The sequence below is a fragment of the Shinella yambaruensis genome (assembly GCF_050859155.1).
GTDB lineage: Bacteria > Pseudomonadota > Alphaproteobacteria > Rhizobiales > Rhizobiaceae > Shinella > Shinella yambaruensis.
This window is the reverse complement of sequence record NZ_CP150641.1, coordinates 168267-192143: the sequence shown is the minus strand read 5'-3', so window position 1 is coordinate 192143 and position 23877 is coordinate 168267. Positions and strand designations below refer to the sequence as shown.

Sequence of the window (23877 nt, the reverse complement as noted above, 5' to 3'; positions counted from 1 at the left end):
CCGGCCGCGCTTTCAGGCGGCGAAGGCGCGGCGCCCCGGCTCCATGCCGCCCGGCTCCCCTTCTTTCGAGAGGGGATGATGCGGCGGAGAAATATGGTATGCAATGACCGAAGGTTTCAGATTTCGTGATCGCTTTTGCCATAGGGACGGAGGGCAGGCCGCATGGAACGCCGCATGATCGCGCCCTGCTTCATGGACGACACGCTCGAATGCCTGCGGCGGCAGGGGGTGGAGGCCGCGCCGCTCCTCGCCGAAGCGGGCCTCCCGCCGGTCATCAACGGCCCCATCCCGGCCGAGCGCTACGGCGCCTTCTGGCACGCGGTGGCCCGCACCATGGACGACGAGTTCTTCGGCGAGGGCGCGCGGCCCATGCGTGCCGGCTCCTTCGCGCTGCTCTGCCAGGCCATCCTCTCGACGGCGACGCTGGAACATGCGCTGCGGCGGGCGCTGCGGTTCCTGAGGATCGTGCTCGACGATCCGCACGGCACGCTGGTCGTCGAGGAGGGGCTGGCGCAGATCGTGCTGAAGGATGCGGGCGGGCCGCGCTCGGCCTTCGCCTACCGCACCTACTGGATCATCGTGCACGGGGTCAATTGCTGGCTGATCGGGCGGCGGCTGCCGATCCGCTGGGTCGATTTCCGCTGCAGCGCGCCGCCGGCCGGCACCGACTACCGCCTGTTCTTCGGCGCGCCGGTGCGCTTCGACCAGCCGCAGACGCGGCTGGTCTTCGATGCCGAGTTCCTGAACCTGCCGACCATCCGCGACGAGCGCGCGCTGAAGGAATTCCTCCGCCACGCGCCGGGCAACATCCTCGTGCGCTACCGGCACGACATGGGCCTGTCGGCCGCCATCCGCAAGCGCCTCGGCGGCCTCGCGCCGCAGGCCTGGCCGGGTTTCGAGGAGCTGGCCGGGCGCATGCGCATCCCCGCGCCGAGCCTGCGGCGGCGGCTGAAGCTGGAGGGGCAGTCCTACCGGGAGATCAAGGACGACCTGCGCCGCGCGCTCGCCATGGAGGCGCTGGCGGAGGGCCATGCCAATGTCACGCAGCTCGCCGCCGACCTCGGCTTTTCCGAGCCGAGCGCCTTCTACCGCGCCTTCCGCAAATGGACCGGGAAGTCCCCGGCCGTTTTCCGGCGCAGTGCGGGCGCGACGGAGGCGTAGGGCGGTCTTTCGTCAGTTCTCCTCGAACTCGACGAGCGTGCCCTGGAAATCCTTGGGATGGGCGAAGACGACGGGATTGCCGTGCGCGCCGGTCTTCGGCTCGCCGCCGCCGAGCAGGCGGATGCCGTTTTCCGTCGCCGTGCCGATGGCCGCCGAAATGTCGTCCACGTCGAAGCAGATGTGGTGGATGCCGCCCGCCGGCTGGCGTTCCAGGAAGGCGGCGATGGGCGAATTCGGCCCCAGCGGCTCCAGAAGCTCGATCTTGGTGTTCTCGAACTCCACGAAGACGATGCGCACGCCGTGTTCCGGCAGGTCCTGCGGCTCGGTCGTCGCAACGCCGAGGTCGCGGTAGCGGCTGGCCGCCGCTGCCAGATCCGGGACGGCGATGGCGATATGGTTGACGCGTTTCAGCATGCTGGCCTCACTGGTTCCTGCGGCGGCCTTCGATCAGGTCGAGCACCGTCCGGGCGGCATCGAGCACGTTGGTGCCCGGGCCGAAGACGGCGGCGACGCCGTTCTCCATCAGATAGGAATAGTCCTGCCGCGGGATGACCCCGCCACAGACGACGATGATGTCCTCGCCGCCCTTGGCCTTCAGGGCCTCGGCAAGCTGCGGCATCAGCGTCTTGTGGCCGGCGGCGAGCGAGGAGACGCCGATGACGTCGACGCCCTTCGCCGCGGCCATGGCGGCGGCCTCGTCCGGCGTCTGGAACAGCGGCCCCGCCAGCACGTCGAAGCCGAGGTCGCCGAAGGCCGAGGCGATGACCTTGGCGCCGCGGTCGTGGCCGTCCTGCCCGAGTTTTGCGACCATCACCCGCGGCTTGCGCCCGAGCTTTTCGGCGACGCCGTCGAGACGCTCCGTCAGGACCGACAGTTCCGGCTCGCCCTCATAGGCCTTGCCGTAGATGTTGCGGACGACCTTGGGCTCGGCGACATGGTTGCCGAAGACCGCGCGCAGGGCATCGGAGATCTCGCCGACGGTGGCCCTGGCGCGGGCACAGTCGACGGCCGCGTCCAGGATATTGCCCTCGCCGGTGCGGGCGATCTCCTCGAGGCGCGCGAGCGCGGCCGTGACGGCGGCGGAATCCCGCCGGCGCCGGATCGCTTCGAGCCGCTTGATCTGCGAGGAACGGACGGCAGTATTGTCGATCTCCAGCGTGTCGATCGGCGCTTCGTCCTCCAGGCGGAACCTGTTGACGCCGACGATCACCTCCTCGCCCTTGTCGACCGCGGCCTGCCGGCGCGTCGCCGCCTCCTCGATCAGCCGCTTCGGCAGGCCGGCATCGACCGCCTTCGTCATGCCGCCCATCGCCTCCACCTCCTCGATCAGCGCCCAGGCCTTTTCCGCCAGCGCGTTGGTGAGGCTTTCGACGTAGTAGGAGCCGGCGAGCGGATCGACCACCCTGGTCACGCCCGTCTCGTTCTGCAGGATGAGCTGGGTGTTGCGGGCGATGCGGGCGGAAAACTCCGTCGGCAGCGCGATCGCCTCGTCGAGCGCGTTGGTGTGCAGCGACTGGGTGCCGCCGAGGGCGGCCGACAGCGCCTCGTAGGCGGTGCGGATGACGTTGTTGTAGGGGTCCTGCTCCTGCAGGGAGACGCCGGAGGTCTGGCAATGGGTGCGCAGCATCAGCGAGGACGGCTTCTTCGGCTCGAATTCCTGCATGATGCGCGTCCACAGCAGCCGCGCCGCGCGCAGCTTGGCGGCCTCCATGAAGAAGTTCATGCCGATGGCGAAGAAGAAGGAGAGGCGGCCGGCGAAATCGTCGACGTCGAGCCCCTTGGCCAGCGCGGCGCGGACATATTCGCGCCCGTCGGCCAGCGTGAAGGCCAGCTCCTGCACCAGCGTCGCCCCGGCCTCCTGCATGTGGTAGCCGGAGATCGAGATGGAGTTGAACTTCGGCATCTGCCGCGCGGTATATTCGATGATGTCGGCGATGATCCGCATCGAGGGGGCCGGCGGGTAGATATAGGTGTTGCGGACCATGAACTCCTTGAGGATGTCGTTCTGGATGGTCCCCGACAGCTTTTCGCGCGGGACGCCCTGTTCCTCGCCGGCCACGATGAAGCTGGCGAGGATGGGGATGACGGCACCGTTCATCGTCATCGACACGGAGATCTTCTCCAGCGGGATGCCGTCGAACAGGATCTTCATGTCCTCGACGCTGTCGATGGCGACGCCCGCCTTGCCGACATCGCCGACGACGCGCGGATGGTCGCTGTCATAGCCGCGATGGGTGGCAAGATCGAAGGCGACCGACACGCCCTGCTGACCGGCGGCCAGATTCTTGCGGTAGAAGGCGTTCGAGGCCTCGGCGGTGGAGAAGCCGGCATATTGCCGGATGGTCCACGGCCGCCCCGCATACATGGTGGCGCGCGGCCCGCGCACGAAGGGCGCAAAGCCGGGCAGCGAGGACAAATGGTCGATGCCCTCGATATCGGCGGCGGTATAGAGCGGCTTGACGGCGATGCCCTCCGGCGTCTGCCAGGTCAGCGTCTCGGGGGAGGCCTTCAGCTCCTTCTCGGCCAGCGCCTGCCAGTCGGCGATCGTCTTGTCGTTCATCGGGCGCCCTCCTGCCGGCCGCGGTCAAGGTCGTTTGCCATCATTCGAACTCCCATCATTCGAACTCCATGATCAGCTCGTCGACCGCAAGGCTCGCGCCCGGCTCGACGGCGACGCGCCTGACGACCGCGCGCTTTTCCGCGCGCAGGATGTTCTCCATCTTCATCGCCTCGACGACGGCGAGCGCCTGCCCGGCCTCGACCGTATCGCCCGCCTTGACGCTGACGGAGGTGATGACGCCCGGCATCGGGCAGAGCAGCATCTTCGAGGTGTCCGGCGGCTGCTTCTTCGGCATCAGCCGCGCCAGCGCCGCGACCCGGCCCGAGCGGACATGGGCCTTGACGTCCATGCCCCGCCAGCGCAGGCGGATGGCCGGGCCGACGAGATCGACCTTCATGCCGACCGTCTCGCCGGCAATGGTGAAGGAGGCATGGGTGGAGCCCGGCACGAAGCTGCCGGCGACGGGCAGCACGGTGCCGTCGGCAAAGCGCACGCTGGCACCCTCCACGCCGGTTTCCAGCGTCAGGGCAAGCTCGGTCTCGCCGAAGCGCACGACCCAGTCCTTGCCGAGGACGCGACGGTGGTTGCCGATCGTGCCGGAAATCTGCACGGCGCGGGCCTGCATCACCTGATTGACCGAGGCGGCGACGGCGGCAAGCACCCGCGCGGCCTCTCCATCCGGCTCGACGCCGTTAAAGCCGTCCGGGAACTCCTCCGCGATATAGGCGGTCGTCAGCCGGCCCTCGCGGAACCGCGGCTGCTGCATGACGGCCGCGAGGAACGGCAGGTTGTGGCCGACGCCCTCGACCTCGAAACCGTCGAGCGCGCGGGCCATGGCGTCCACCGCCGCACGCCGGGCCTCGGCCCCCTCGCCCGGTGCCCAGGCGCAGAGCTTGGCGACCATCGGGTCGTAATACATCGAGATCTCGCCGCCCTCGTAGACGCCGGTATCGTTGCGCACGACCGTGCCGTCGGCCGCCTTGCCCTCGGCCGGCGGGCGGTAGCGCGTGAGGCGGCCGATCGACGGCAGGAAGTTGCGGTAGGGGTCCTCGGCATAGAGGCGGCTTTCGATCGCCCAGCCGTCCAGCCGCACGTCGTCCTGCCCGAAGGCCAGCTTCTCGCCGGCGGCGACACGGATCATCTGCTCGACGAGGTCGATGCCGGTGATGAGCTCCGTCACCGGATGCTCGACCTGCAGGCGCGTGTTCATTTCGAGGAAGTAGAAATTGCGGTTCCCGTCGACGATGAACTCCACCGTGCCGGCGGAATGGTAGCCGACGGCCTTCGCCAGCGCCACGGCCTGCTCGCCCATGGCCTTGCGCGTTGCCACATCGAGGAAGGGCGACGGCGCCTCCTCGATGACCTTCTGGTTGCGCCGCTGGATCGAGCATTCGCGCTCGCCGAGATAGAGCGTGCTGCCGTGCTTGTCGCCCAGCACCTGGATCTCGATATGGCGCGGCTGCGTGACGAACTTCTCGATGAAGATGCGGTCGTCGCCGAACGAGCTCTTCGCCTCGTTCCTGGACGACTGGAAGCCCTCGCGCGCCTCCGCGTCGTTCCAGGCGATGCGCATGCCCTTGCCGCCGCCGCCGGCGGACGCCTTGATCATCACGGGATAGCCGATGCGCGAGGCGATCGTCACCGCCTTGTCGGCATCCTCGATCAGGCCCATATGGCCGGGCACCGTGTTGACGCCGGCCTCCGCCGCCAGCTTCTTCGAGGTGATCTTGTCGCCCATCGCCTGGATGGCGCCGACCAGCGGGCCGATGAAGGCGACGCCCTCCTTCTCCAGCGCCTCGGCGAAGGCGGCGTTTTCCGACAGGAAGCCGTAGCCGGGATGCACGGCGTCCGCGCCGGTCTTGCGGATGGCCTCGAGGATGCGATCAATGACGATGTAGGACTGTGCCGACGGTGCCGGCCCGATATGCACGGCCTCGTCGGCCATGGTCACATGCAGCGCGTTGCGGTCGGCATCGGAATAGACCGCGACGGTGGGAATGCCGAGCCTGCGGGCGGTCTTGATGACGCGGCAGGCGATTTCGCCGCGATTGGCAATCAGGATTTTCTTGAACATCAGGTGTCTTCCGGTCCCGGTCTGTCTTTGTATTTCTTTTCGTAAGGCATCAGCAGGATGGCCGAGGCCGTCGCGGCCCCGCCGAACAGCGAGGCGAAGGGCACGACGAGCAGCAGGACCGGCATGACCGGATCCGCCGCACGGGCGATACGCGTGCCGATGCCGCCGATATCGAGGAGGATGACGGCGGCGGCCGTGGCCGCGCCGATAAGGCCGCCGACAAGCGCATGCAGCATCATGAAGCGCAGCATGTGCCAGTGGTCCTTGCGCGCCTCCTCCGGCGTCAGTTCCGGCCGTTCCATCCTCCCCGTCCTCGTCAAAGGGGTATCGTGTCGTGCTTCTTCCAGCGCGTCTCCACCTGCTTGTTTTTCAGCGATGCGAAGGCCCGGGCGATGCGCCGGCGCGAGGAATGCGGCATGATCACCTCGTCGATGAAGCCGCGCTCGGCGGCGACGAAGGGATTGGCGAAGCGTTCCTCGTATTCCTTCGTGCGGGCGGCGATCTTCTCCGCATCGCTAAGTTCCGAGCGATAGAGGATCTCGGTCGCGCCCTTGGCGCCCATCACGGCGATCTCGGCGGTCGGCCAGGCATAGTTGACATCGGCGCCGATATGCTTGGAGGCCATGACGTCATAGGCCCCGCCATAGGCCTTGCGGGTGATCAGCGTCACCATCGGGACCGTCGCCTGGCTGTAGGCGAAGAGCAGCTTGGCGCCGTGCTTGATGATGCCGTTATATTCCTGCGCGGTGCCGGGCAGGAAGCCGGGCACGTCGACGAGGGTGAGGAGCGGGATCGAGAAGGCATCGCAGAAGCGCACGAATTTCGCGGCCTTGCGGGCGGAATCGATGTCGAGGCAGCCGGCCAGCACCATCGGCTGGTTGGCGACGACGCCGACCGTCTGGCCCTCCAGCCGGATGAAGCCGGTGATGATGTTGCGGGCGAAGGCCTCCTGCAATTCGAAGAAATCGCCCTCGTCGGCCAAAGCCAGGATCAATTCCTTCATGTCGTAGGGCTTGGTCGAGCTTTCGGGCACGAGGCTGTCGAGGCGCATTTCGAGGCGCGCAGGATCGTCGTGGAACGGGCGGACCGGCGGCTTCTCCCGGTTGTTGAGCGGCAGGAAATCGAAGAGCAGCCGGACATTCTCCAGCGTCTCGACGTCGTTCTCATAGGCCGCGTCGGCGACTGAGGACTTCTTCGTGTGGGTGCCGGCGCCGCCGAGTTCCTCGGCGGTGACGATCTCGTTGGTGACGGTCTTCACCACGTCCGGGCCCGTCACGAACATGTAGGAGGTGTCGCGCACCATGAAGATGAAGTCGGTCATGGCCGGCGAATAGACGGCGCCGCCCGCGCAGGGGCCCATGATGACGGAGATCTGCGGGATGACGCCGGAGGCCTCCGCATTGCGGCGGAACACCTCGGCATAACCGGCAAGCGAGGCGACGCCCTCCTGGATGCGCGCGCCGCCGCTGTCGTTGAGGCCGATGACCGGGGCGCCGTTGCGCACCGCCATGTCCATGATCTTGCAGATCTTCTGGGCATGGGTTTCCGACAGCGAGCCGCCGAGCACGGTGAAATCCTGGCTGAAGACATAGACCTGCCGGCCGTTGATCGTGCCCCAGCCGGTGACGACGCCGTCGCCCGCGAAGGTCTGCCCCGCCATGCCGAAATCGACGGCCCGGTGGGTGACGTACATGTCGTATTCCTCGAAGGAGCCCTCGTCGAGCAGCACCTCGATGCGCTCGCGCGCCGTCAGCTTGCCCTTGCCGTGCTGGGCGTCGATGCGCTTCTGGCCGCCGCCGAGCCTCGCCTCGCTGCGGCGTTGTTCGAGTTGTTCAAGGATGTCGCGCATGAAGGCTCCCAATGGTGTCGTCTGGTAGTCATACCGGTTTGCACAGGTTTGCTGAAGTCTTGATCGGGCGCGAATGTGGAATTATAAATTCGCGAATTGAAACTTGCGAAATTGCGAACATGGCGCTTGGAAAACTGTTCATCGGCCTGAAGGTGCGCGAGTTGCGCGTGGCGAGCCAGCAGACGCAGAGCCAGTTCGCCAAGCGCATCGGCATCTCCACCAGCTACCTCAACCAGATCGAGAACAACCAGCGCCCCGTCTCCGCCGCCGTGCTCTTGCAGCTCGCCGACAAGTTCAACCTCGACATCAGCGAGCTTTCGCGCGGGGAGACCGACCGGCTGCTCTCGGCGCTCAGCGAGGCGCTCGCCGACCCGATCTTCGAGAGTTTCAGCCCTTCCCTCCAGGAACTCAAGCTGATTTCGCAGAACGCCCCGGCGCTCGCCCATGCACTCGTGCTCGCCCACCAGGCCTATCGCCGCAAGAGCGAGCAGCTGGCGAGCCTCGACCACGACCGCGAGAACGCCCCCGGCCTCGGCGCCACGCCCTACGAGGAGGTGCGCGACTTCTTCCATTTCGTCGACAACTACGTGCACGCGCTCGACATTCTCGCCGAAACGCTGGCGACCGGCCTCTACGGCGCGGGCTTCGACCGCAGGTCCGCCCTCGTGCGCCATCTTGAAAAGCAGTTCGGCGTCTCGGTCGCCTTCGCCGAGACCAATGACGGCCCGCTGCGCCACTACGACCGCGACCGCAAGGTGCTGACCCTCAACCGGCTCTCGGCGAACCCGACGCAGGTCTTCCAGCTCGCCCACCAGGTCTCCCGGCTCCATGCGGCGCGGGAGATCGAGGAGATCGTGCAGCGGGCGAACTTCCGCACGGACGAAGCAAGGGACATCTGTCGCATCGGCCTGCACAACTATTTCGCCGGCGCCCTCGTCATGCCCTACAGCGAATTCCTCGCCGCCGCGCAAAAACTGCGCCACGATATCGAACTGCTCTCCGCCCGCTTCGAGGCCTCGCTGGAGCAGGTCTGCCACCGGCTCTCGACGCTGCAGCGGCCGGGCAGCAAGGGCGTGCCGATCTTCTTCGCGAGGATCGACCGCGCCGGCAACATCACCAAGCGGCACAGCGCGACGAAGCTGCAATTCGCCCGCTTCGGCGCGGCCTGTCCGCTGTGGAACGCCCACCGGGCCTTCGAGGTGCCGCAGGGCATCATCCGCCAGCTGGCCGAAACGCCCGACGGGGTGCGCTATCTCTGTCTTGCGACGCAGACCTTCAAGGGCACCGGCGGCTTTGCCGCCACGCGCACGGGCTATGTGCTCGCCTTTGGCTGCGAGGTCTCCTATGCCGACCAGTTCGTCTATGCCGACGACCTTGCGATCGGCGAGCGCTCCCGCTTCGAGCCGATCGGCATTTCCTGCCGGCTGTGCGAGCGTGGCAACTGTCCGAGCCGCGCCGTCCCGCCGATCCGCGGCCGCCTGCAGGTCGATCCCGACATCCGCGAGACGATCCCCTACCGTCTTGCCTGAGGGGCCGGCTTGCCTTTCGCCGGGCGGTCCCTGCATAGTCCCGGCCGGCTTCGAACACGGGAAGGACCGACGAGACATGCCGACACAGCCCCGCCTCATCGATCTTGCCGCCGACACCGCGACGCGCCCCTCCAAGGGCATGCGCCAGGCCATCGCGGCGGCGCCCGTGGGCGACGAGCAGCGGGGCGAGGACCCGACGACGCTGGCGCTGGAGGCGCGGGTGGCCGGGCTTCTCGGGCAGGAGAAGGCGCTGTTCCTGCCGTCCGGGACGATGGCGAACCAGATCGCCTTCCTCGTCCATTGCCGGGCGGGGGACGAGATCGTCTGCGCGGAGAATGCCCATGTCTTCGGCTCGGAGGGGGCGGGGGCGGCCGCGCTTTCCGGCGCGCAGTTCCGGCCGATCGAGACGGCGACGGGCCTCTTTTCCGTGGAGGACGTCGCCCGCCGGCTGCGGGCGCCGCGCCACCGTTCGCCGCGCAGCCGGGTCATCGCCATCGAGCAGACCACCAACAGGGGCGGCGGGCGCATCTGGCCCGAGGCGGATATCCTCGCCCTGAAGGCGCTGGCGCGCGAGAAGGGGCTTGCGCTGCACATGGACGGCGCGCGGCTGCTCAACGCCGCTGTCGCCACCGGCCTTGCGGCGGCGCGCTTCGCCGCGCCCTGCGACAGCGTCTGGATCGACCTCTCCAAGGGACTGGGATGCCCGGTCGGCGCCGTGCTGGCGGGGCCGGAGGCCTTCATCGAGGAAGCGCTGGTCTGGAAGCACCGGCTCGGCGGGGCGATGCGGCAGTCCGGCATCCTCGCCGCCGCGGGGCTCTATGCGCTCGACCACAATGTCGCGCGCCTGGCGGAGGACCATGCCAATGCCCGGCGGCTCGCGGCGCTCCTTGCCGGCGTGCCGGGCCTGACGCTGCAACCCGAGAGCAGCTTCACCAACATCCTCTTCCTCGACCTTGCCGGCACGGGCGTTGCCGCGCGCGCATTGGCCGAGGCGCTGCTCGGCGAGGCGGTCCGCGTCAATGTCGAGGGCGAGAGCCGCATCCGCATGGTCACCCATCTCGACATTTCAGCCGGGGACGTGGAGGCCGCCGGGCGGGCGATCGTCGCAGCGCTGGCGCGGCTGCGGGCCGCTCCGCAAGGTCATGCCGCGCCATAGAAAAGGCTGCGCGCCATACCCTCTGTCAGATACAGGGCAATCGCATATGGAATTCGGCATTACCGTTCTTCCCCTTCTCCCCGCGGGGGAGAAGGGGAAGGCGGCAACGTTGAATTCATATGCGATTGCCCTGCCGTCCGATGGGTAGCAGCCGGCGGCAGCGGTTTCTCCGTCATTTCGGTGCGTGGCCGTGTTCGGCGTCGATCGACCGGCTCTCGCCTGTCGCGACCATGGTGCGGGTGGCGTCGACCGTGGCATAGGTCCAGAAGATGCGCATCGGCTTGTCCGACGCATTGATGAAGCGGTGCGGCACGTTGGCGGGGATCCAGGTCGTGTCGTTGGTGGCGAGGTGGTGCTGCACCCCGTCGATCTCGGCGATCGCCTCGCCCTCGATCACCATGACGCTCTCCTCGCAATTGTGGAAATGCAGGCCGATGGCGGCGCCGGGATCGAAGGCGGTGATGCCGTTGATCATGCTGGTGGAGCCGCAGCGGCGGGTGACGAGCGGCGTGGTGCGCGCGCCGCCGCCGCGGTCGTTGGTCTTCAGTTCGTGCGGGCGCAGGATGGCGGGTTCGGGCATGTGGGACCTCACTTGGCAGGACCGATCCAGACGGTCTTGACGTTGACGAATTCGCGGATGCCGTAGACGCCGAGCTCGCGCCCGTAGCCGGAGCGCTTGATGCCGCCGAAGGGGTAGCGCGGGTCGGAGGCGGTCATGCCGTTGATGAAGACGGCGCCGGCATCGATGCGGGCGGCGAGCGCGCGGCCGCGGGCTACGTCGCCCGTCCAGAGCGCGGCGCCGAGGCCGTATTCGCTGTCATTGGCCATGGCGACGGCCTCGTCTGCGTCCTTCGCGCGGATGATGGCGGCGACCGGGCCGAAGGTCTCCTCGCGGAAGGCGGTCATGCCGGGCCGGACATGATCGAGCACGGTCGGCGGATAGTAGAAGCCGTCGCCCTCGACCGGCGCGCCGCCGAGCTTCAGCACGGCCCCTTCGGCGAGCGAGCGCTTCACCTGCTCGTGCAGGCCGGTGCGCAGGTTCTCGCGGGCCATCGGGCCGATCTTCGTGTCGCGCGCCATGGGATCGCCGATCGTCAGCGCGGCGGCCTTCTCGACGAAGAGCGCGGTGAAGCGGTCCGCCACGGCCTCCTCCACGATGAAGCGCTTGGCGTTGACGCAGGACTGGCCGACATTGATGTAGCGCGCCTTGACGGCGGTCTCGGCGGCGGCGTCGAGGTCGGCATCGGCGAGCACGATGAACGGGTCGGAGCCGCCGAGCTCCAGCACCTGCTTCTTCAGCGCCTTGCCGGCCTGCGCGGCGACGATGGCGCCGACCTCGGTCGAGCCGGTCAGCGTCACGGCCGCGATGCGCGGGTCGGCGATGAGGCTGGCGACCCTGGACGTGTCGACGAGGAGCGTCGCCGTCAGCCCGGCCGGGGCGCCGGCGGCCTCCATCACCTCCTGCACGGCCAGGGCGCATTCCGGCACGTTGTTGGCATGCTTGAGGATGGCGCCGTTGCCGGCGGCGAGCGCCGGGGCGGCGAAGCGGAAATACTGCCAGAACGGATAGTTCCACGGCATGATCGCCAGCACCACGCCGAGCGGCTCGAAGGCGACGACGCTTTCGCTGGCATTGGAGGCGACGGGCTCGTCGGCGAGATAGGCCGGCGCATGCTCGGCGTAGAAGTCGCAATTATACGCGCATTTCTCGATCTCGGCCTCGGCTTCCGCGATGGGCTTGCCCATTTCGCGCACGATCATCCCGGCATAGCGCGCCTTGCCGGCGCGCAGCGCCGCGGCCATGCGGGTGAGCAGCGCCACGCGCTCGCCGACCGGCACGCGCCGCCAGGCACGCTGCGCCCGGGCGGCCGCTTCCAAAGCGGCGTCCACGGCGGCATCGTCCTGCAGGTCGAAGCTGCGGATGGACCGGCCGGTGGCGGGGTTGACGGAGGTGATGGCTGTCATGGCGAAACCTTTTCGGAAAGGAGCCGCTTCCAGCCGGGCAGGAAGGCAGCGCTGGCGGATGTCGCGGCGGAGGGGATGTATTCGAAGCCGATGGCGCCGGCATAGCCCGCCGCCGTGAGGGCGGTAAGGACGGGCTCGAAGGAAAGCGTGCCGGTTCCCGGCTCGTGACGGCCGGGATGGTCGGCGATATGGACATGGCCGATGCGGCCGGCGTTCCGCGTGATCCAGCGACGCGGATCCTCGCCGAGCACGGCGGCATGGTAGGTGTCGAACAAGAGGGCGAAACGGCCGTGGAACTGGTCCTGCAGGTCCGCCGCAAGGGCAAGGCTGCCCATGTGATAGCCGGGAATGGTGATCGCCTCGACCAGCACCCGAACGCCGCTCCCCTCCACCCGGTTCAGCGCCCAGGAAAGGTTGAGCCTGTAGGTCTCGGCGGCATCGAGGAGCCCGCCCTTCGGCACGCCCGCCATGGGGTGGACGAAGGGGCAATCGACCTCCAGCGCATAGGCGAGCGCGCGGTCGAAGCCGGCGCGGAATTCCGCCTCGCGGCCGGCGAGCGCGGCAAGGCCCTTCTCGCCCGCAGCCGCATCGCCCATGCCCGAGGTGACCTGCGAGAAGGTGAGGCCGAGATCGGCAAGGCGGGCGCGCATCTCCTTGGCCGGCACGGCCCAGGGCTCCGGATGCTCGACGGCGGTGAAGCCGTCGCCCGCCGCCGCCGCCGGCCGCTCGGCAAGCGGCAGGTCTGCGTAGAGATAGCCGATATGGGCGGAGAGGCGGTTCATCAGGCCGCCTCGAACGGGACCGCGCTGCCTTCCGGCACGGCGATGCCGGCGGCCGCGCCCTCGGCGGCAAGGTCCGCGACGACATTGCCGGTGACAGGGATGCCGGTGCGGCGGCGCTCGTCCTCGCGGCGCTGCTCGGGCTCGCCCGGCATCATGATCTCCTCGACGCCGGCCGCGCGCGGCAGCACCTTGATGCGCTCGTAGAACTCATCCATGCGGGCGCCGAAATCGTCGAGCGAGAGGAAGAGGTCGGGCTTGATGGCGAAGAACAGGTGGCCGACATTCTGCGGCTCGGAATGGTCGAAATAGAGGCTCTTCACATCGCCGCCGAAATTCGCGCCGGTGAGGACGCCCGACATCAGGTCCATCAGCGTCGCCAGCACGGAGCCCTTCACACCGCCGAAGGGCAGGCAGACCCCCTCGAAGGCCTTGGCGGCGTCCGTGGTGGGGTTGCCGTCGACATCGAGCGCCAGGCCTTCGGCTATCGGATCGCCCTTCATGGCGGCAAGCCGGATCTTGCCGCGCGCAATCACCGTCATCGCCATGTCCATGACATAGGGCGGGTGCTTGCCGCCCGGGATGCCGGCGGCGATGGGGCTTGCGCCGAGGAAGGTGGTGCGCCCGCCCCACATCGGAATGGCGGGCGAGGAATTGGTGAAGATCATCGAGATGAAGCCGCGCTCGATGGCGCGCAGCGCATAACACGCCCCCATGCCGAAATGGGTGGAGCGGCGGACGCCGGCAAGGCCGATGCCCATCTCGCCGGCAATGTCGCAGGCGGCGCTCATGGCGATGTTCGAAGCGATGAAGCCCATGCCGTTGTCGCCGTCGACCGCGGCAACGGCGCCGGCCGCCTTCGTCACCGTCACGTCGGGGCGCGGATTGACGAGGCCGCGCTTCAGCCGCTCCAGATACATCGGGATGCGGCTGACGCCGTGGCTGTCGACGCCGCGCAGGTTCGCCTTGACGAGGTCGCCCGCGATCAGCGCCGCGTCCGCCTCGCTCATGCCCACGGAGAGGAACAGGGCTTTGGCGTATCGGATCAGGTCTTCGGCTCTAAAATAAAGCGTTTCGGCCATTTCGGGCTCCCGGAGGGTTGCGACCGCCCGCCCGCCCGCGGGGAAGCGGCCGGTCAGGCATCGGCGTGGATGGTGGGCGGCGTCAGACGCCGGCGGTTTCGTCGGGCATGTCGATCTTGCGGGTGCGCCGCCAGTGCAGCATCGCCGGCACGATCAGGATCAGGACCGAGACGGCGATGAGCACGGCCGAGAGCGGGGTGGAGACGAAGACCGTCGGATCCCCCTGCCCCACGGCGAGCGCCCGGCGCATCTGCACCTCCGCCATCGGCCCGAGGATGAGGCCGATCAGCACCGGCGCGATCGGGAAATCATAGACGCGCATCATGTAGCCGAGCACGCCGACGCCGGCCATCATGGCAAGGTCCACCCAGGAGTTCGACACGCCCCAGATGCCGACCAGCGAGAAGATCAGGATGCCGGCATAGAGATAGGGACGCGGGATGAAGAGCAGCCGCACCCACAGCCCCGCCAGCGGCAGGTTGAGGATCAGCAGCATCAGGTTGCCGACATAGAGCGAGGCGATGAGGCCCCAGACGAGATCGGCGGAGTTGATGAACAGCAGCGGCCCCGGCTGCAGCCCGTAGTTCTGGAAGGCGGCGAGCAGGATCGCGGCGGTGGCCGAGGTCGGCAGGCCGAGCGTCAGGAGCGGCACCAGCACGCCGGCGGCAGCGGCGTTGTTCGCGGCCTCGGGACCGGCCACGCCCTCGATGGCGCCATGGCCGAACTCCTCCGGATGCTTGGTCAGGTTGCGCTCGACCGTATAGGAGAGGAAAGTCGGGATCTCCGCGCCGCCGGCCGGCAGCGCGCCGATGGGAAAGCCGAAGCCGGTGCCGCGCAGCCACGGCTTCCACGAGCGCTTCCAGTCTTCCTTCGTCATCCAGATGCCGCCGGAAAGCGGATTGAGGTTGGGCTTCTGGAAGCCGAAGCGGCTGGCGACATAGAGCGTCTCGCCGACGGCGAAGAGCGAGACGAGCACGACGGTCATCTCGACGCCGTCCATGAGGTCCGGCACGCCGAAGGTCAGTCTTTGCAGGCCGGTCTGCTTGTCGATGCCGACGACGCCGAGCGACAGGCCGAGGAAGAGCGCGATGAAGCCGCGCACCTTGGACGTCCCCATCACCACGGAGACGGAGAGGAAGGCGAGCAGCATCAGGGCGAAATAGTCCTGCGGCTTGAAGATGAAGGCGAGCTCGGCGATGGGCGGGGCGAGGAAGGTGATGCCGAGCGTGCCGATGGTGCCGGCGACGAAGGAGCCGATCGCGGCCGTGCAGAGCGCCGCCGCGCCGCGGCCCTGGCGGGCCATCTTGTTGCCTTCCAGCGCGGTCATCATCGAGCCGCTCTCGCCGGGCGTGTTGAGCAGGATCGAGGTGGTGGAGCCGCCATACATCGCGCCGTACAGGATGCCGGCGAACATGATGAAGGCCGCCGTCGGTTCGATATAGACGGTGACGGGCAGGAGCAGCGCGATGGTCAGCGCCGGGCCGATGCCGGGCAGCACGCCGATGGCGGTGCCCATGAAGGTGCCGACGAAGGCCCAAAACAGGTTCTGCGGCTGCAGGGCGACGGAAAAACCGTTCATCAGGCCGGTGATCGCGTCCATCCTACACCCCCATCATCGGAAGAAGACCGCCGAGCTGGACGCCCAGCTTGCGGAAGAGCCACCAGCACAAAAGCGAGAAGCCGAAGCCGAGCACCAGGTCGAGATGCCAGCGGCGCGACTTGAAGGCCGCCGCGACCAGCACGAAACAGCCGGTGCAGGTGATGACGAAGCCGAGCGGCTTCATCGTCAGCATCGGCAGGGCGCTGGCGGCCGCGGCAAGGCCGAGCGCCATGTAGTTGACCTTGTGGTCCTCGCTCACGTCCTCGGCGCCCTGTTCCTCGAACGGAACGCCCCGGTAGATCTGCAGTGCCAGCAGCAGGCCCAGGACGACCAGGCCGAGCCCGACGGCCGAGGGCATGAAGCCCGGGCCGACATGGGCGTACTGGTCGAACTGGGGCAGTTCCGCGGCCTTCCAGAAAACGATGGCTCCCCAGCCGACCGTTCCCGCCGCAATCCAATAGGGGCGTTCCGTCATGTCAGACATCCTTTCGAAAAGCGCGGCGGCTTACTTGGTGAGGCCGGCTTCCTTCAGGATTGCGCCGATGCGGGTCTTTTCGTCGTTCAGGAAGGCGACGAAATCATCCCCGGCAAGGTAGGCGTCTTCCCAGCCCTGCTTGGCCAGGATGTCCTTCCAGGCAGTGCTGTCGTGCATCTTGGCGAAGCGGTCGAGCCACATGGTACGGCCCTCCGCCGACATGTCGGGCGCGCCGACGATGCCGCGCCAGTTGCCGACGACCACGTTGAGGCCGGCTTCCTTCAGGCTCGGCGCGTCGATGCCCTCGACGCGGCCCTCGGAGGTGACGGCGATGATGCGGATGCGGCCGGCATCGGCCATCGGCTTGAATTCCGAGACGCCCGAGACGGCGACCGTCACGGCGCCGCCGCCGAGCGCGGTCACGGCTTCCGCGCCGCTGTCATAGGGGATGTAGTTCAGCCTGGCCGGCTCCAGGCCGCTTTCCTTGGCGATCAGCGCCATCACGATATGGTCGACGCCGCCGGCCGAGCCGCCGCCGATCGACACGGCACCGAGGTTCTCCTTCATCGCCTTGACGAGGTCTTCCACCGTCTTGATCGGGGAATCGGTCGCCACCGCGACGACGCCCGTATCGTTGGTGAGGCGCACCAGCGGCGTCACGTCGTCGAGCGTGACGGGCGAGGAATTGAGCAGGATGCCCCCGACCAGGATGACGCCCATCGACATGACGGCATTGTCGTTGCCGCGGTTCGCGCCGACGAATTCGGCAAGGCCGATCGTGCCGCCGGCACCGCCCTTGTTGGTGAAGGTCGCGCCATCGGTGAAGATGCCTTCCTTCGACATGGCCTCGAACGGCAGGCGCGCCATGGCGTCATAGCCGCCGCCGGCGCCGCCCGGCGCCATCACCACGGCCGGATCGGCAAGGGCCGGCGCTGCGGCCGAAAGCGAAAACGCCAATGCTGCGGCAAAAACTGCTTTGATCATAATTTCCTCCCAAAAAGTCCGGGCCGAAAGCCCCGGTGCTGCCGAGCGGCAACACAGACACCGGCCTCCTTGCCGTTGTCTTAATAATACACTTACGACAATATTATCGGTTGCGCAACACCGTTGTTGCCGTTGGGAGGCAACGGTTCCGCGCAATAAGCGGTCCGGGTTCCGGACCCGGTGCAGCCCCCCCCCCTCTGCCCTGCCGGGCATCTCCCCCTCGAGGGGGAAGATCGGATGGAGCGCCGTCTCGCCCAACTCCGGCTTTGCTGATGGAACAAGGTTCCTGCCTCTTGTCGATCTCCCCCCTTGAGGGGGAGATGCCCGGCAGGGCAGAGGGGGGTGGCCGTCATCTCCATTGTTCATAGGCCACTGCTGAAGCGACATCGTTTCAAAAGAAAACAACGGAGCGCCGGCAACCTCGGCCTGCAAACAAAACGCCCCCTGCCGGAGGCGGAGGGCGTCGAAAGGAAACCGTGCGCAACAGGCCGGTCAGTCGATCTGCAGTTCCTCCAGCAGGCAGGCCCAGCCGGCGCCGTGCATGTCGCGGTCGGCGCGCGTGCCCTGGACGACGGGGCGCGGCACGGAGAACTTCACTACGTTGAGCGCCGGGATGTCGAAGCGCTTGAGCAATTGCTGCTCGACGCCGAAGAGCTTCGCCACCGTGGCGTCCTTCAGCCCGTCGCGCACCCGGGCATAGGTCGCCGGATCGTCGCAGAAGACATCGACCGTCAGCCAGAACGGCCCGGCATTCTTGGAGCGCACCTTGCTGACGAGGCTTCCCAGTTCAGGCATGTCCCACCTCGTGGGTCTCGAGCACGAAGGCGGCGAGCGGGTCGTCCAGCTCCATCACATGGTTGAGGCAGAACTCGTAGAGCGCGCCGCGCTGCATTTCGGCGGGCGAGAAGGGAAAGGCGAAGGTCGGCATCGGCTCGTCCTCGGTCAGGGGATGGTGCAGGAGATAGGGGTTGAGGATCTTGCCGGCCTCGGCCGCCAGCTCGGCGGTCGGGCAGGTGAGGATGCCGAGAATGCCGACCTCGACGGGAATGTCGTGGCGGTTCTCCAGCGCGCCGAGCGTCGCATCCATGCCGATCAGCCGAATCTCGACGGTGAAGGCATCGGGGGCAAGGCCCATGCGGGCGACGATCTTGTCGCGCACCCTGGCCTCGACATCCGCCGCCCATTCGCGCACATGCTCGACATAGCGGCGCTCGCGCACCACCGCGAGACCGACCGTCTGGTAGCCGACGATGCGGGCGCCCTCCAGCTTGACCGTGTAGCCCCCCGGCACCCATTTCGAGCCCTCGACGCGCACCCGGCGCCCGTCGAGCGCCTCGTATTCCGACCGCGTCACGTCGAGATGGCCGCCCGGCTCGTGCAGGATGAAGGGGTCGGAGTTCTCGTAGAGCATGTGGGCGGAGACGGTGTAGGGCGTCGCGGCGGCATCGGCGGCCATCGGCTCGATGGTGAAGCCCGAGGCGTCGAAATCGATCTGGATCACGCCGGAATTCGGCTGCGTGGTGGCGAGCGCCCCGCATTCGCCGACCTTGGCGCCGTGCCAGGCGGCGCCGGCATGGTCGCCGCGCACGACCGGCAGGGCCGCGATGATGGCGGTGTCCGTGGTGCGGCCGGCGATGACGATGTCCGCCCCGGTGGCGAGCGCCGCCGCCACCTGCTCGACGCCGGCCAGCGCGACGATGTTGGTGCAGTCGTCGACGATGGCCTCGTTGATGTCGGGCGCGGCGGGCAGCGCGTGCAGGCGGCCCTCGCCGAGCGCGGCCTTCACCCGTTCCTTCGGCTGGCCGGATTTCAGCGTGGCGACCTTGACCTGCATGCCCTCCTCCAGGGCGATCTCGCGGGTGATGTCGAACAGCCAGTCGACCGCGGCATCGGCGCCGCAGGTGCCGGCCGTGCCGATGACGAGCGGCACGCCGGCCTTGGCCCGCGCCTGCATCAATTCTCGCCACTCCACCTTGGTCGAGGCGCGCGAATATTTCGAGACGCCGCGCCCGAGATAGGACGGGCCGCTGTCCGTCGATCCGCCATCAATGGCGATGATGTCGGGCCGGTTGGCGACGCCGCGCTCCAGCGCCGCGCGGTCATAGCCCAGTCCCAGCGCGCCTGCGGGTATAAGTACGCGTGTCATGTGTCACCTCCCTTGCTCGGCCCGCCAGCGGGGCCACCGGAAAACATTTCGGCGCGGGCCTTGCGCAGCTTGGCCCTGCCGAGGTGGTCGTGCATCAGGTCCGCCGCCCTGCCGGTATCGCCGGCATCCAGCGCGTCGAGAATGGCGAGGTGCTCGGCATTCTGGCCGCGCACCTGCTCGGCATTCAGCGTCTGGCGGTATTCGATCAGGCGGCGGAGCTGGTTGAGCTTCTGCACCGTGTTGACCAGGAAACGGTTGCCGGAGAGCGCGGCGAGACCCTCGTGGAAGGACGAATTCGCCTCGAACAGCTCCATCTGGCTGAGCCGACGCCAGCCGCCGTCGGCGACGATCTCCTGCCGGCGGCGCAGGTCCGCGAGCACGGCGGGATCGGCCCGGAACTCGGGCGAGCGGATGCCGTGCACCTCGATCGCCTGGCGCAGGTCGTAACATTCCCGGTAGGCCTCGACGGAATCGATCAGCACCGCGAAGGTCCAGCCCCGGCCCTCGTTGCGCTCGATCCAGCCCTCGCCGGAAATGCGCGTCAGGATACGCCGCAGCCCCAGCCGCGACACGCCGTAGCGCCGCATCAGGTCGGTCTCGCTGACCCGGTCCGGCAGGCGGCGCGACAGGCGGTCTTCGGCGATGCGCAGATAGGTCGCCTCGTCCGACGTCTCGTTGGCCGCCGGCAGCGGATCGGCGGCGATGCGGTCGGGATCGCGCAGGTAGAAGCCCTTGTTGGGCACCCGCTCGACAATGCCCTGGTCGGCCAGGATGCCGAGCGCCGAGCGGATCGGCTGGCGCGACGTGCCGAACAGGGACTGGAGGCTGGCTTCCGTCAGGTGCTGTCCCCGTTCCATGGCCGATGTCCTGATATGGCGGACGATCTTGTCCGCCAGCGAGCGATGAAGTTCGTTCATGATCGACCCCTGGATGGTATTAAGCGCGTATATACGACAATCCACAGGCAATCAATCTGGCGGCGCCGGTCCTGCCGGCGCACTCTCCTTGGTGTTTTGAAATGACAAAAGTCCAATAGCCCGAATCCTGGTACTATGCAAGCACAAAGAACCGGCGCTTGGCGAAGCCCGCGGAACATGCGACAAGGCACAGGCCATCCAGGAGCGCCGATGACCCAGATAGCCAGCACCCTTGCCCATGAGATCGCCCGGCTCGTGCATGCCGAGCGGCTGGCGCCCGGCGAGCCCCTGACCGAGCGCAGCCTTGCGGAGCGCTTCCTCGTCTCGCGCTCGCCGATCCGCACGGCGCTGCGCGAACTCCAGCGCGCCGGCGTGCTGGCGGCGGCCGAGCGCGGCGGCTTCAAGGTGGCCGATCCTTCCGCCGCGAAGGCGCTTGCCGCCAGCACGCCGGCGCCCGACGGCGGCGAGGAGGTCTATCTCGCCATCGCCCGCGACCGGCTGGCCGGCGAGATCCCCGACCGGACGAGCGAGAACGAGCTCCTGCGCCGCTATGGCATGACCCGCCCGCGCCTGCAGGCCCTGCTCAGGCGCATGTCGGAGGAAGGCTGGGCGGAGCGGCTGCCCGGGCACGGCTGGCGCTTCCTGCCGGTGCTGACCTCGATGGAGACCTACCGGCAGAGCTACAGCTTTCGCCAGGCGATCGAGCCGGCCGCGCTGCTGGAGCCGGGCTTCACGCTCAACCGGCCCGTGCTGGAGCGGCATCTCGAACAGCAGCGCCGTTTCGTGGCGGGGGAGATCCTGGAGATCTCGGCCGTGCGCCTGTTCGAGACGAACAGCGAGATGCACGAGGCGATCGCCGAATGCAGCCGCAACGCCTTCTTCATCGAGAGCCTCCGGCGCGTCGACCGGCTGCGCCGGCTCATCGAGTACCAGCAGCGGGTGGACCGCGAACAGGCCCGCCAGCGCTGCGCCGAACATGTGCACATCCTCGAACTGGTGCTGGACGGCCGGAATGGAGAGGCCGCCGAGGCGATGCGCCAGCACCTGAGCGCGCTTGGCCCGCTGAAGGCGCCCGCGCCCTGAACCGGTGGCGGGGAATTCGCGCTGTCCGGCGCGGATCCGCAAGGCTCCAGATTCTTGTTCTGCCGCATTATCCGACGCCGAAGCGACTTCGCTTCGGCTGGAAATGCTCTAGTGTGCTCGCGGCTTGGCCCGGCGCGGGACAGAATCGGCAACACGAGGGAAACGACCCCATGAGCAACCATCTCTTCGACGCGATCCGGGCAGCGGCGACGCCGGAGGCGGTCTTCATCGAGACGGGCGACGGGCGTCGATGGACCTATGGCGACATGATCGCGCTTTCGGGGCAGCTCGCCGGCACCCTCGCCGCGCGCGGCGTGCGCCCGGGCGACAGGGTCGCCGTGCAGGTGGAAAAGAGCCCCGAGGCGCTGATGCTCTACCTCGCCTGCGTCAGGGCCGGCGCCGTCTACCTGCCGCTCAACACCGCCTATACGCTGGCCGAACTCGACTATTTCATCGGCGATGCCGAGCCGAGCCTGGTCGTCATCTCGCCGGGTGCCCGCGAGGGCGTGAGCCCCATCGCCGGCAAATACGGCGCCCATGTCGAAACGCTGGACGAGGCGGGCGGCGGCTCGCTGCTGGAGCTTGCGGCGGACGAGGAGACCGATTTCCTCGATGCGGAGCGCGGCCCGGACGATCTTGCAGCGATCCTCTACACCTCCGGCACGACGGGCCGCTCCAAGGGCGCGATGCTGACGCATGACAACCTGCTGTCCAACGCGCTCGCCCTTCGCGACCACTGGCGCTTCACCCGCACCGACCGGCTGATCCATGCCCTGCCGATCTTCCACACGCACGGCCTGTTCGTCGCCTCGAACGTCACGCTGCTGTCCGGTTCGTCGATGTACCTGCTGCCGAAGTTCGATGCCGACGAGGTGCTGCGCCTGATGGCGGAGGCCACCGTGATGATGGGCGTGCCGACCTTCTATGTCCGCCTCGTGCAGCATCCCGGCCTGACGCCGGCGGCAACGGCCGGCATGCGGCTCTTCGTCTCCGGCTCCGCGCCGCTGCTCGCCGAAACCCATCGCAGCTTCTCGGAAAAGACCGGCCATGCCATCCTGGAGCGCTACGGCATGACCGAGACCAACATGAACACCTCCAACCCCTATGACGGCGATCGCATTGCCGGCACGGTGGGCTTCCCGCTGCCCGGCGTGTCGCTGCGCGTCACCGAGCCGGAGACCGGCAGGCCCCTGCCGGCCGGCGAGACCGGCATGATCGAGGTGAAGGGGCCGAACGTCTTCAAGGGCTATTGGCGCATGCCGGAGAAGACGGCGGCGGAGTTCCGCGCGGACGGCTTCTTCATCACCGGCGATCTCGGCCTGATCGACGCGCGCGGCTACGTGCACATCGTCGGACGCGGCAAGGACCTCGTCATTTCCGGCGGCTACAACATCTATCCGAAGGAGGTGGAAACCGAGATCGACGGCATGCCCGGCATCGTCGAGAGCGCGGTCATCGGCGTGCCCCATCCCGATTTCGGCGAGGGCGTGACGGCCGTCGTGGTGCGCCAGAAGGGCGCGACGCTCGACGAGGCGGCCGTTCTGGCGGCGCTGAGGGACCGGCTGGCGCGCTACAAGCAGCCCAAGCGCGTGCTCTTCGTCGAGGACCTGCCGCGCAACACGATGGGCAAGGTGCAGAAGAACGTGCTGCGCGAGAGTTATGCCGACCTCTATTCCGCCGGATCATAGGCGCCGTCCCGCACGATGGCGGCAGGCGGCCGCACCGCCCGATCTTCCGCGCAAGCCCCGGGAATTTGGCTCTATCGGCCCGCTCGCGGCTGTCGTACAAACGGGAGGCGTGCGCCACGTTTCCACCCTGCCTTCGTACAGGGCGCAGAAGAGGCGGCGCGCGAGGGCAGACAGGATTGGAAGGAAAGACCATGGACGTGATTTTCACCCCGGAACTGACGGTTTGCGGGATAGAGGAACTGCCCAGCCAGCGTGACCGCAAGGTGACCCATGTGCTGTCCATCGTCGATCCCGACCTCCCCGAGCTCGAGACCTTCGCCACCTATGGGCGGCACCACCGCACGACGCTGCGCTTCCACGACATCATCGCCGCGCTGCCCGACCAGGTGATGCCCCGCCCGGACCATGTCGAGGCGATCCTTGAGTTCGGCGCGGATTTCCAGGCGCGGCAGGACCGCGCGGCGCCGAGCCACCTCCTCGTCCATTGCCACATGGGCGTGTCGCGCTCGACGGCCGCCATGCTGGCCCTGATGGCGCAGGCCAGCCCCGACGAGCCGGCCGAAGACCTCTTCACCCGCCTCGTCGCCATCCGTCCGCAGGCCTGGCCGAATTCGCAGATGGTCGGCTTTGCCGACGCGCAGCTCGGCCGCAGGGGCGAGCTGACGGCCGCGCTCGGCCGGCACTACGGCCGCCAGATCAGGAGCCGCCCGCAATATACCGAATGGATGACCAAGCTCGGCCGCGAGGCCGAGCTGCGCATGGCCGTGCTCGACTGAGCGGTGCCCTCCCCGCCAGCGGCCGGTGACCGGGAAAACGCGCGGCACCGACG

21 protein-coding genes are annotated in these 23877 nt (G+C 68.0%); 6 read left to right on the top strand and 15 right to left on the bottom strand.

The features are described 5' to 3' along the window. The first annotated feature begins 162 nt into the window (after positions 1 to 162). Positions 163 to 1161, top strand: coding sequence for an AraC family transcriptional regulator (locus WMC41_RS28720; protein ID WP_432349646.1), 999 nt, complete (start codon positions 163 to 165; stop codon positions 1159 to 1161). Between the two features lie 12 nt (positions 1162 to 1173). On the opposite strand, the gene mce is transcribed toward WMC41_RS28720, so the two are convergent. The 5 genes from mce to WMC41_RS28695 are packed head-to-tail and all read right to left on the bottom strand — an operon-like array spanning position 1174 to position 7644. Continuing rightward, a complete protein-coding gene (mce, locus tag WMC41_RS28715) occupies positions 1174 to 1575 on the bottom strand; it encodes a methylmalonyl-CoA epimerase (RefSeq protein ID WP_244768878.1) in 402 nt (133 codons plus the stop codon). Between the two features lie 7 nt (positions 1576 to 1582). Next, on the bottom strand, positions 1583 to 3721 hold the full coding sequence (scpA, locus tag WMC41_RS28710; RefSeq protein ID WP_432349645.1) for a methylmalonyl-CoA mutase: 2139 nt from the start codon (positions 3719 to 3721) through the stop codon (positions 1583 to 1585). Between the two features lie 55 nt (positions 3722 to 3776). Continuing rightward, the gene (locus WMC41_RS28705; protein ID WP_432349644.1) at positions 3777 to 5795 is read right to left on the bottom strand and encodes an acetyl-CoA carboxylase biotin carboxylase subunit; all 2019 of its coding nucleotides are present in this window, start codon (positions 5793 to 5795) and stop codon (positions 3777 to 3779) included. Continuing rightward, the gene (locus tag WMC41_RS28700; RefSeq protein ID WP_023514401.1) at positions 5795 to 6097 is read right to left on the bottom strand and encodes a hypothetical protein; all 303 of its coding nucleotides are present in this window, start codon (positions 6095 to 6097) and stop codon (positions 5795 to 5797) included. The genes WMC41_RS28705 and WMC41_RS28700 overlap by 1 nt, the downstream gene beginning before the upstream one ends. A 14-nt stretch (positions 6098 to 6111) precedes the next feature. Next, on the bottom strand, positions 6112 to 7644 hold the full coding sequence (locus WMC41_RS28695) for an acyl-CoA carboxylase subunit beta (RefSeq protein WP_432349643.1): 1533 nt from the start codon (positions 7642 to 7644) through the stop codon (positions 6112 to 6114). 119 nt (positions 7645 to 7763) lie between these two features. Here WMC41_RS28695 and WMC41_RS28690 point away from each other — a divergent pair, with 119 nt between their 5' ends. Together WMC41_RS28690 and WMC41_RS28685 are read left to right on the top strand one after the other, a co-directional pair. Beyond that, positions 7764 to 9173, top strand: coding sequence for a helix-turn-helix domain-containing protein (locus WMC41_RS28690; RefSeq protein WP_432349642.1), 1410 nt, complete (start codon positions 7764 to 7766; stop codon positions 9171 to 9173). A 76-nt stretch (positions 9174 to 9249) separates the two neighbouring features. After that, a complete protein-coding gene (locus WMC41_RS28685) occupies positions 9250 to 10329 on the top strand; it encodes a threonine aldolase family protein (protein WP_432349641.1) in 1080 nt (359 codons plus the stop codon). A 172-nt stretch (positions 10330 to 10501) separates the two neighbouring features. Here the strand turns inward: WMC41_RS28685 and WMC41_RS28680 are convergent, their stop codons facing one another. The 10 genes from WMC41_RS28680 to WMC41_RS28635 all read right to left on the bottom strand — a co-directional run bounded on the left by WMC41_RS28680 (position 10502) and on the right by WMC41_RS28635 (position 20277). Next, on the bottom strand, positions 10502 to 10909 hold the full coding sequence (locus WMC41_RS28680; protein WP_244768872.1) for a cupin domain-containing protein: 408 nt from the start codon (positions 10907 to 10909) through the stop codon (positions 10502 to 10504). Positions 10910 to 10917: 8 nt separating this feature from the next. Next, complete coding sequence (locus tag WMC41_RS28675; protein ID WP_432349640.1) at positions 10918 to 12294, bottom strand: NAD-dependent succinate-semialdehyde dehydrogenase; 1377 nt, start codon at positions 12292 to 12294, stop codon at positions 10918 to 10920. Then, entirely contained in the window at positions 12291 to 13076 is a 786-nt protein-coding gene (locus WMC41_RS28670; RefSeq protein ID WP_432349639.1) for a hydroxypyruvate isomerase family protein, read from the bottom strand. Before WMC41_RS28670 ends, WMC41_RS28675 begins: the two co-directional genes overlap by 4 nt. Next, the gene (locus WMC41_RS28665; RefSeq protein WP_432349638.1) at positions 13076 to 14155 is read right to left on the bottom strand and encodes an Ldh family oxidoreductase; all 1080 of its coding nucleotides are present in this window, start codon (positions 14153 to 14155) and stop codon (positions 13076 to 13078) included. The genes WMC41_RS28670 and WMC41_RS28665 overlap by 1 nt, the downstream gene beginning before the upstream one ends. Before the next feature lie 82 nt (positions 14156 to 14237). Further along, positions 14238 to 15755, bottom strand: coding sequence for a tripartite tricarboxylate transporter permease (locus WMC41_RS28660; RefSeq protein WP_244768868.1), 1518 nt, complete (start codon positions 15753 to 15755; stop codon positions 14238 to 14240). A gap of 1 nt (position 15756) precedes the next feature. Beyond that, a complete protein-coding gene (locus tag WMC41_RS28655; RefSeq protein WP_244768867.1) occupies positions 15757 to 16230 on the bottom strand; it encodes a tripartite tricarboxylate transporter TctB family protein in 474 nt (157 codons plus the stop codon). Positions 16231 to 16260: 30 nt separating this feature from the next. Continuing rightward, positions 16261 to 17214, bottom strand: coding sequence for a tripartite tricarboxylate transporter substrate binding protein (locus tag WMC41_RS28650; protein WP_288082180.1), 954 nt, complete (start codon positions 17212 to 17214; stop codon positions 16261 to 16263). Positions 17215 to 17706: 492 nt separating this feature from the next. Next, positions 17707 to 18009 (bottom strand): DUF4387 family protein, encoded by a 303-nt coding sequence (locus tag WMC41_RS28645; protein ID WP_244768865.1) that lies wholly within the window; start codon positions 18007 to 18009, stop codon positions 17707 to 17709. After that, positions 18002 to 19360, bottom strand: a complete 1359-nt coding sequence (locus WMC41_RS28640) for an acyclic terpene utilization AtuA family protein (RefSeq protein WP_244768864.1) — start codon at positions 19358 to 19360, stop codon at positions 18002 to 18004. Before WMC41_RS28640 ends, WMC41_RS28645 begins: the two co-directional genes overlap by 8 nt. After that, positions 19357 to 20277 (bottom strand): GntR family transcriptional regulator, encoded by a 921-nt coding sequence (locus WMC41_RS28635; RefSeq protein WP_244768863.1) that lies wholly within the window; start codon positions 20275 to 20277, stop codon positions 19357 to 19359. Before WMC41_RS28635 ends, WMC41_RS28640 begins: the two co-directional genes overlap by 4 nt. A gap of 210 nt (positions 20278 to 20487) precedes the next feature. Here WMC41_RS28635 and WMC41_RS28630 point away from each other — a divergent pair, with 210 nt between their 5' ends. The 3 genes from WMC41_RS28630 (at position 20488) to WMC41_RS28620 (ending at position 23824) form a co-directional block, all read left to right on the top strand. Next, complete coding sequence (locus WMC41_RS28630) at positions 20488 to 21360, top strand: GntR family transcriptional regulator (RefSeq protein ID WP_432349827.1); 873 nt, start codon at positions 20488 to 20490, stop codon at positions 21358 to 21360. Between the two features lie 170 nt (positions 21361 to 21530). Continuing rightward, positions 21531 to 23048 carry a malonate--CoA ligase gene (locus tag WMC41_RS28625; RefSeq protein WP_432349826.1) on the top strand — a complete coding sequence of 506 codons (1518 nt, stop codon included), beginning with the start codon at positions 21531 to 21533 and terminating at the stop codon, positions 23046 to 23048. Between the two features lie 191 nt (positions 23049 to 23239). Next, positions 23240 to 23824: a tyrosine phosphatase family protein gene (locus WMC41_RS28620; RefSeq protein WP_272808892.1), complete on the top strand. Its 585-nt coding sequence runs from the start codon at positions 23240 to 23242 to the stop codon at positions 23822 to 23824. Positions 23825 to 23877: the final 53 nt, after the last annotated feature.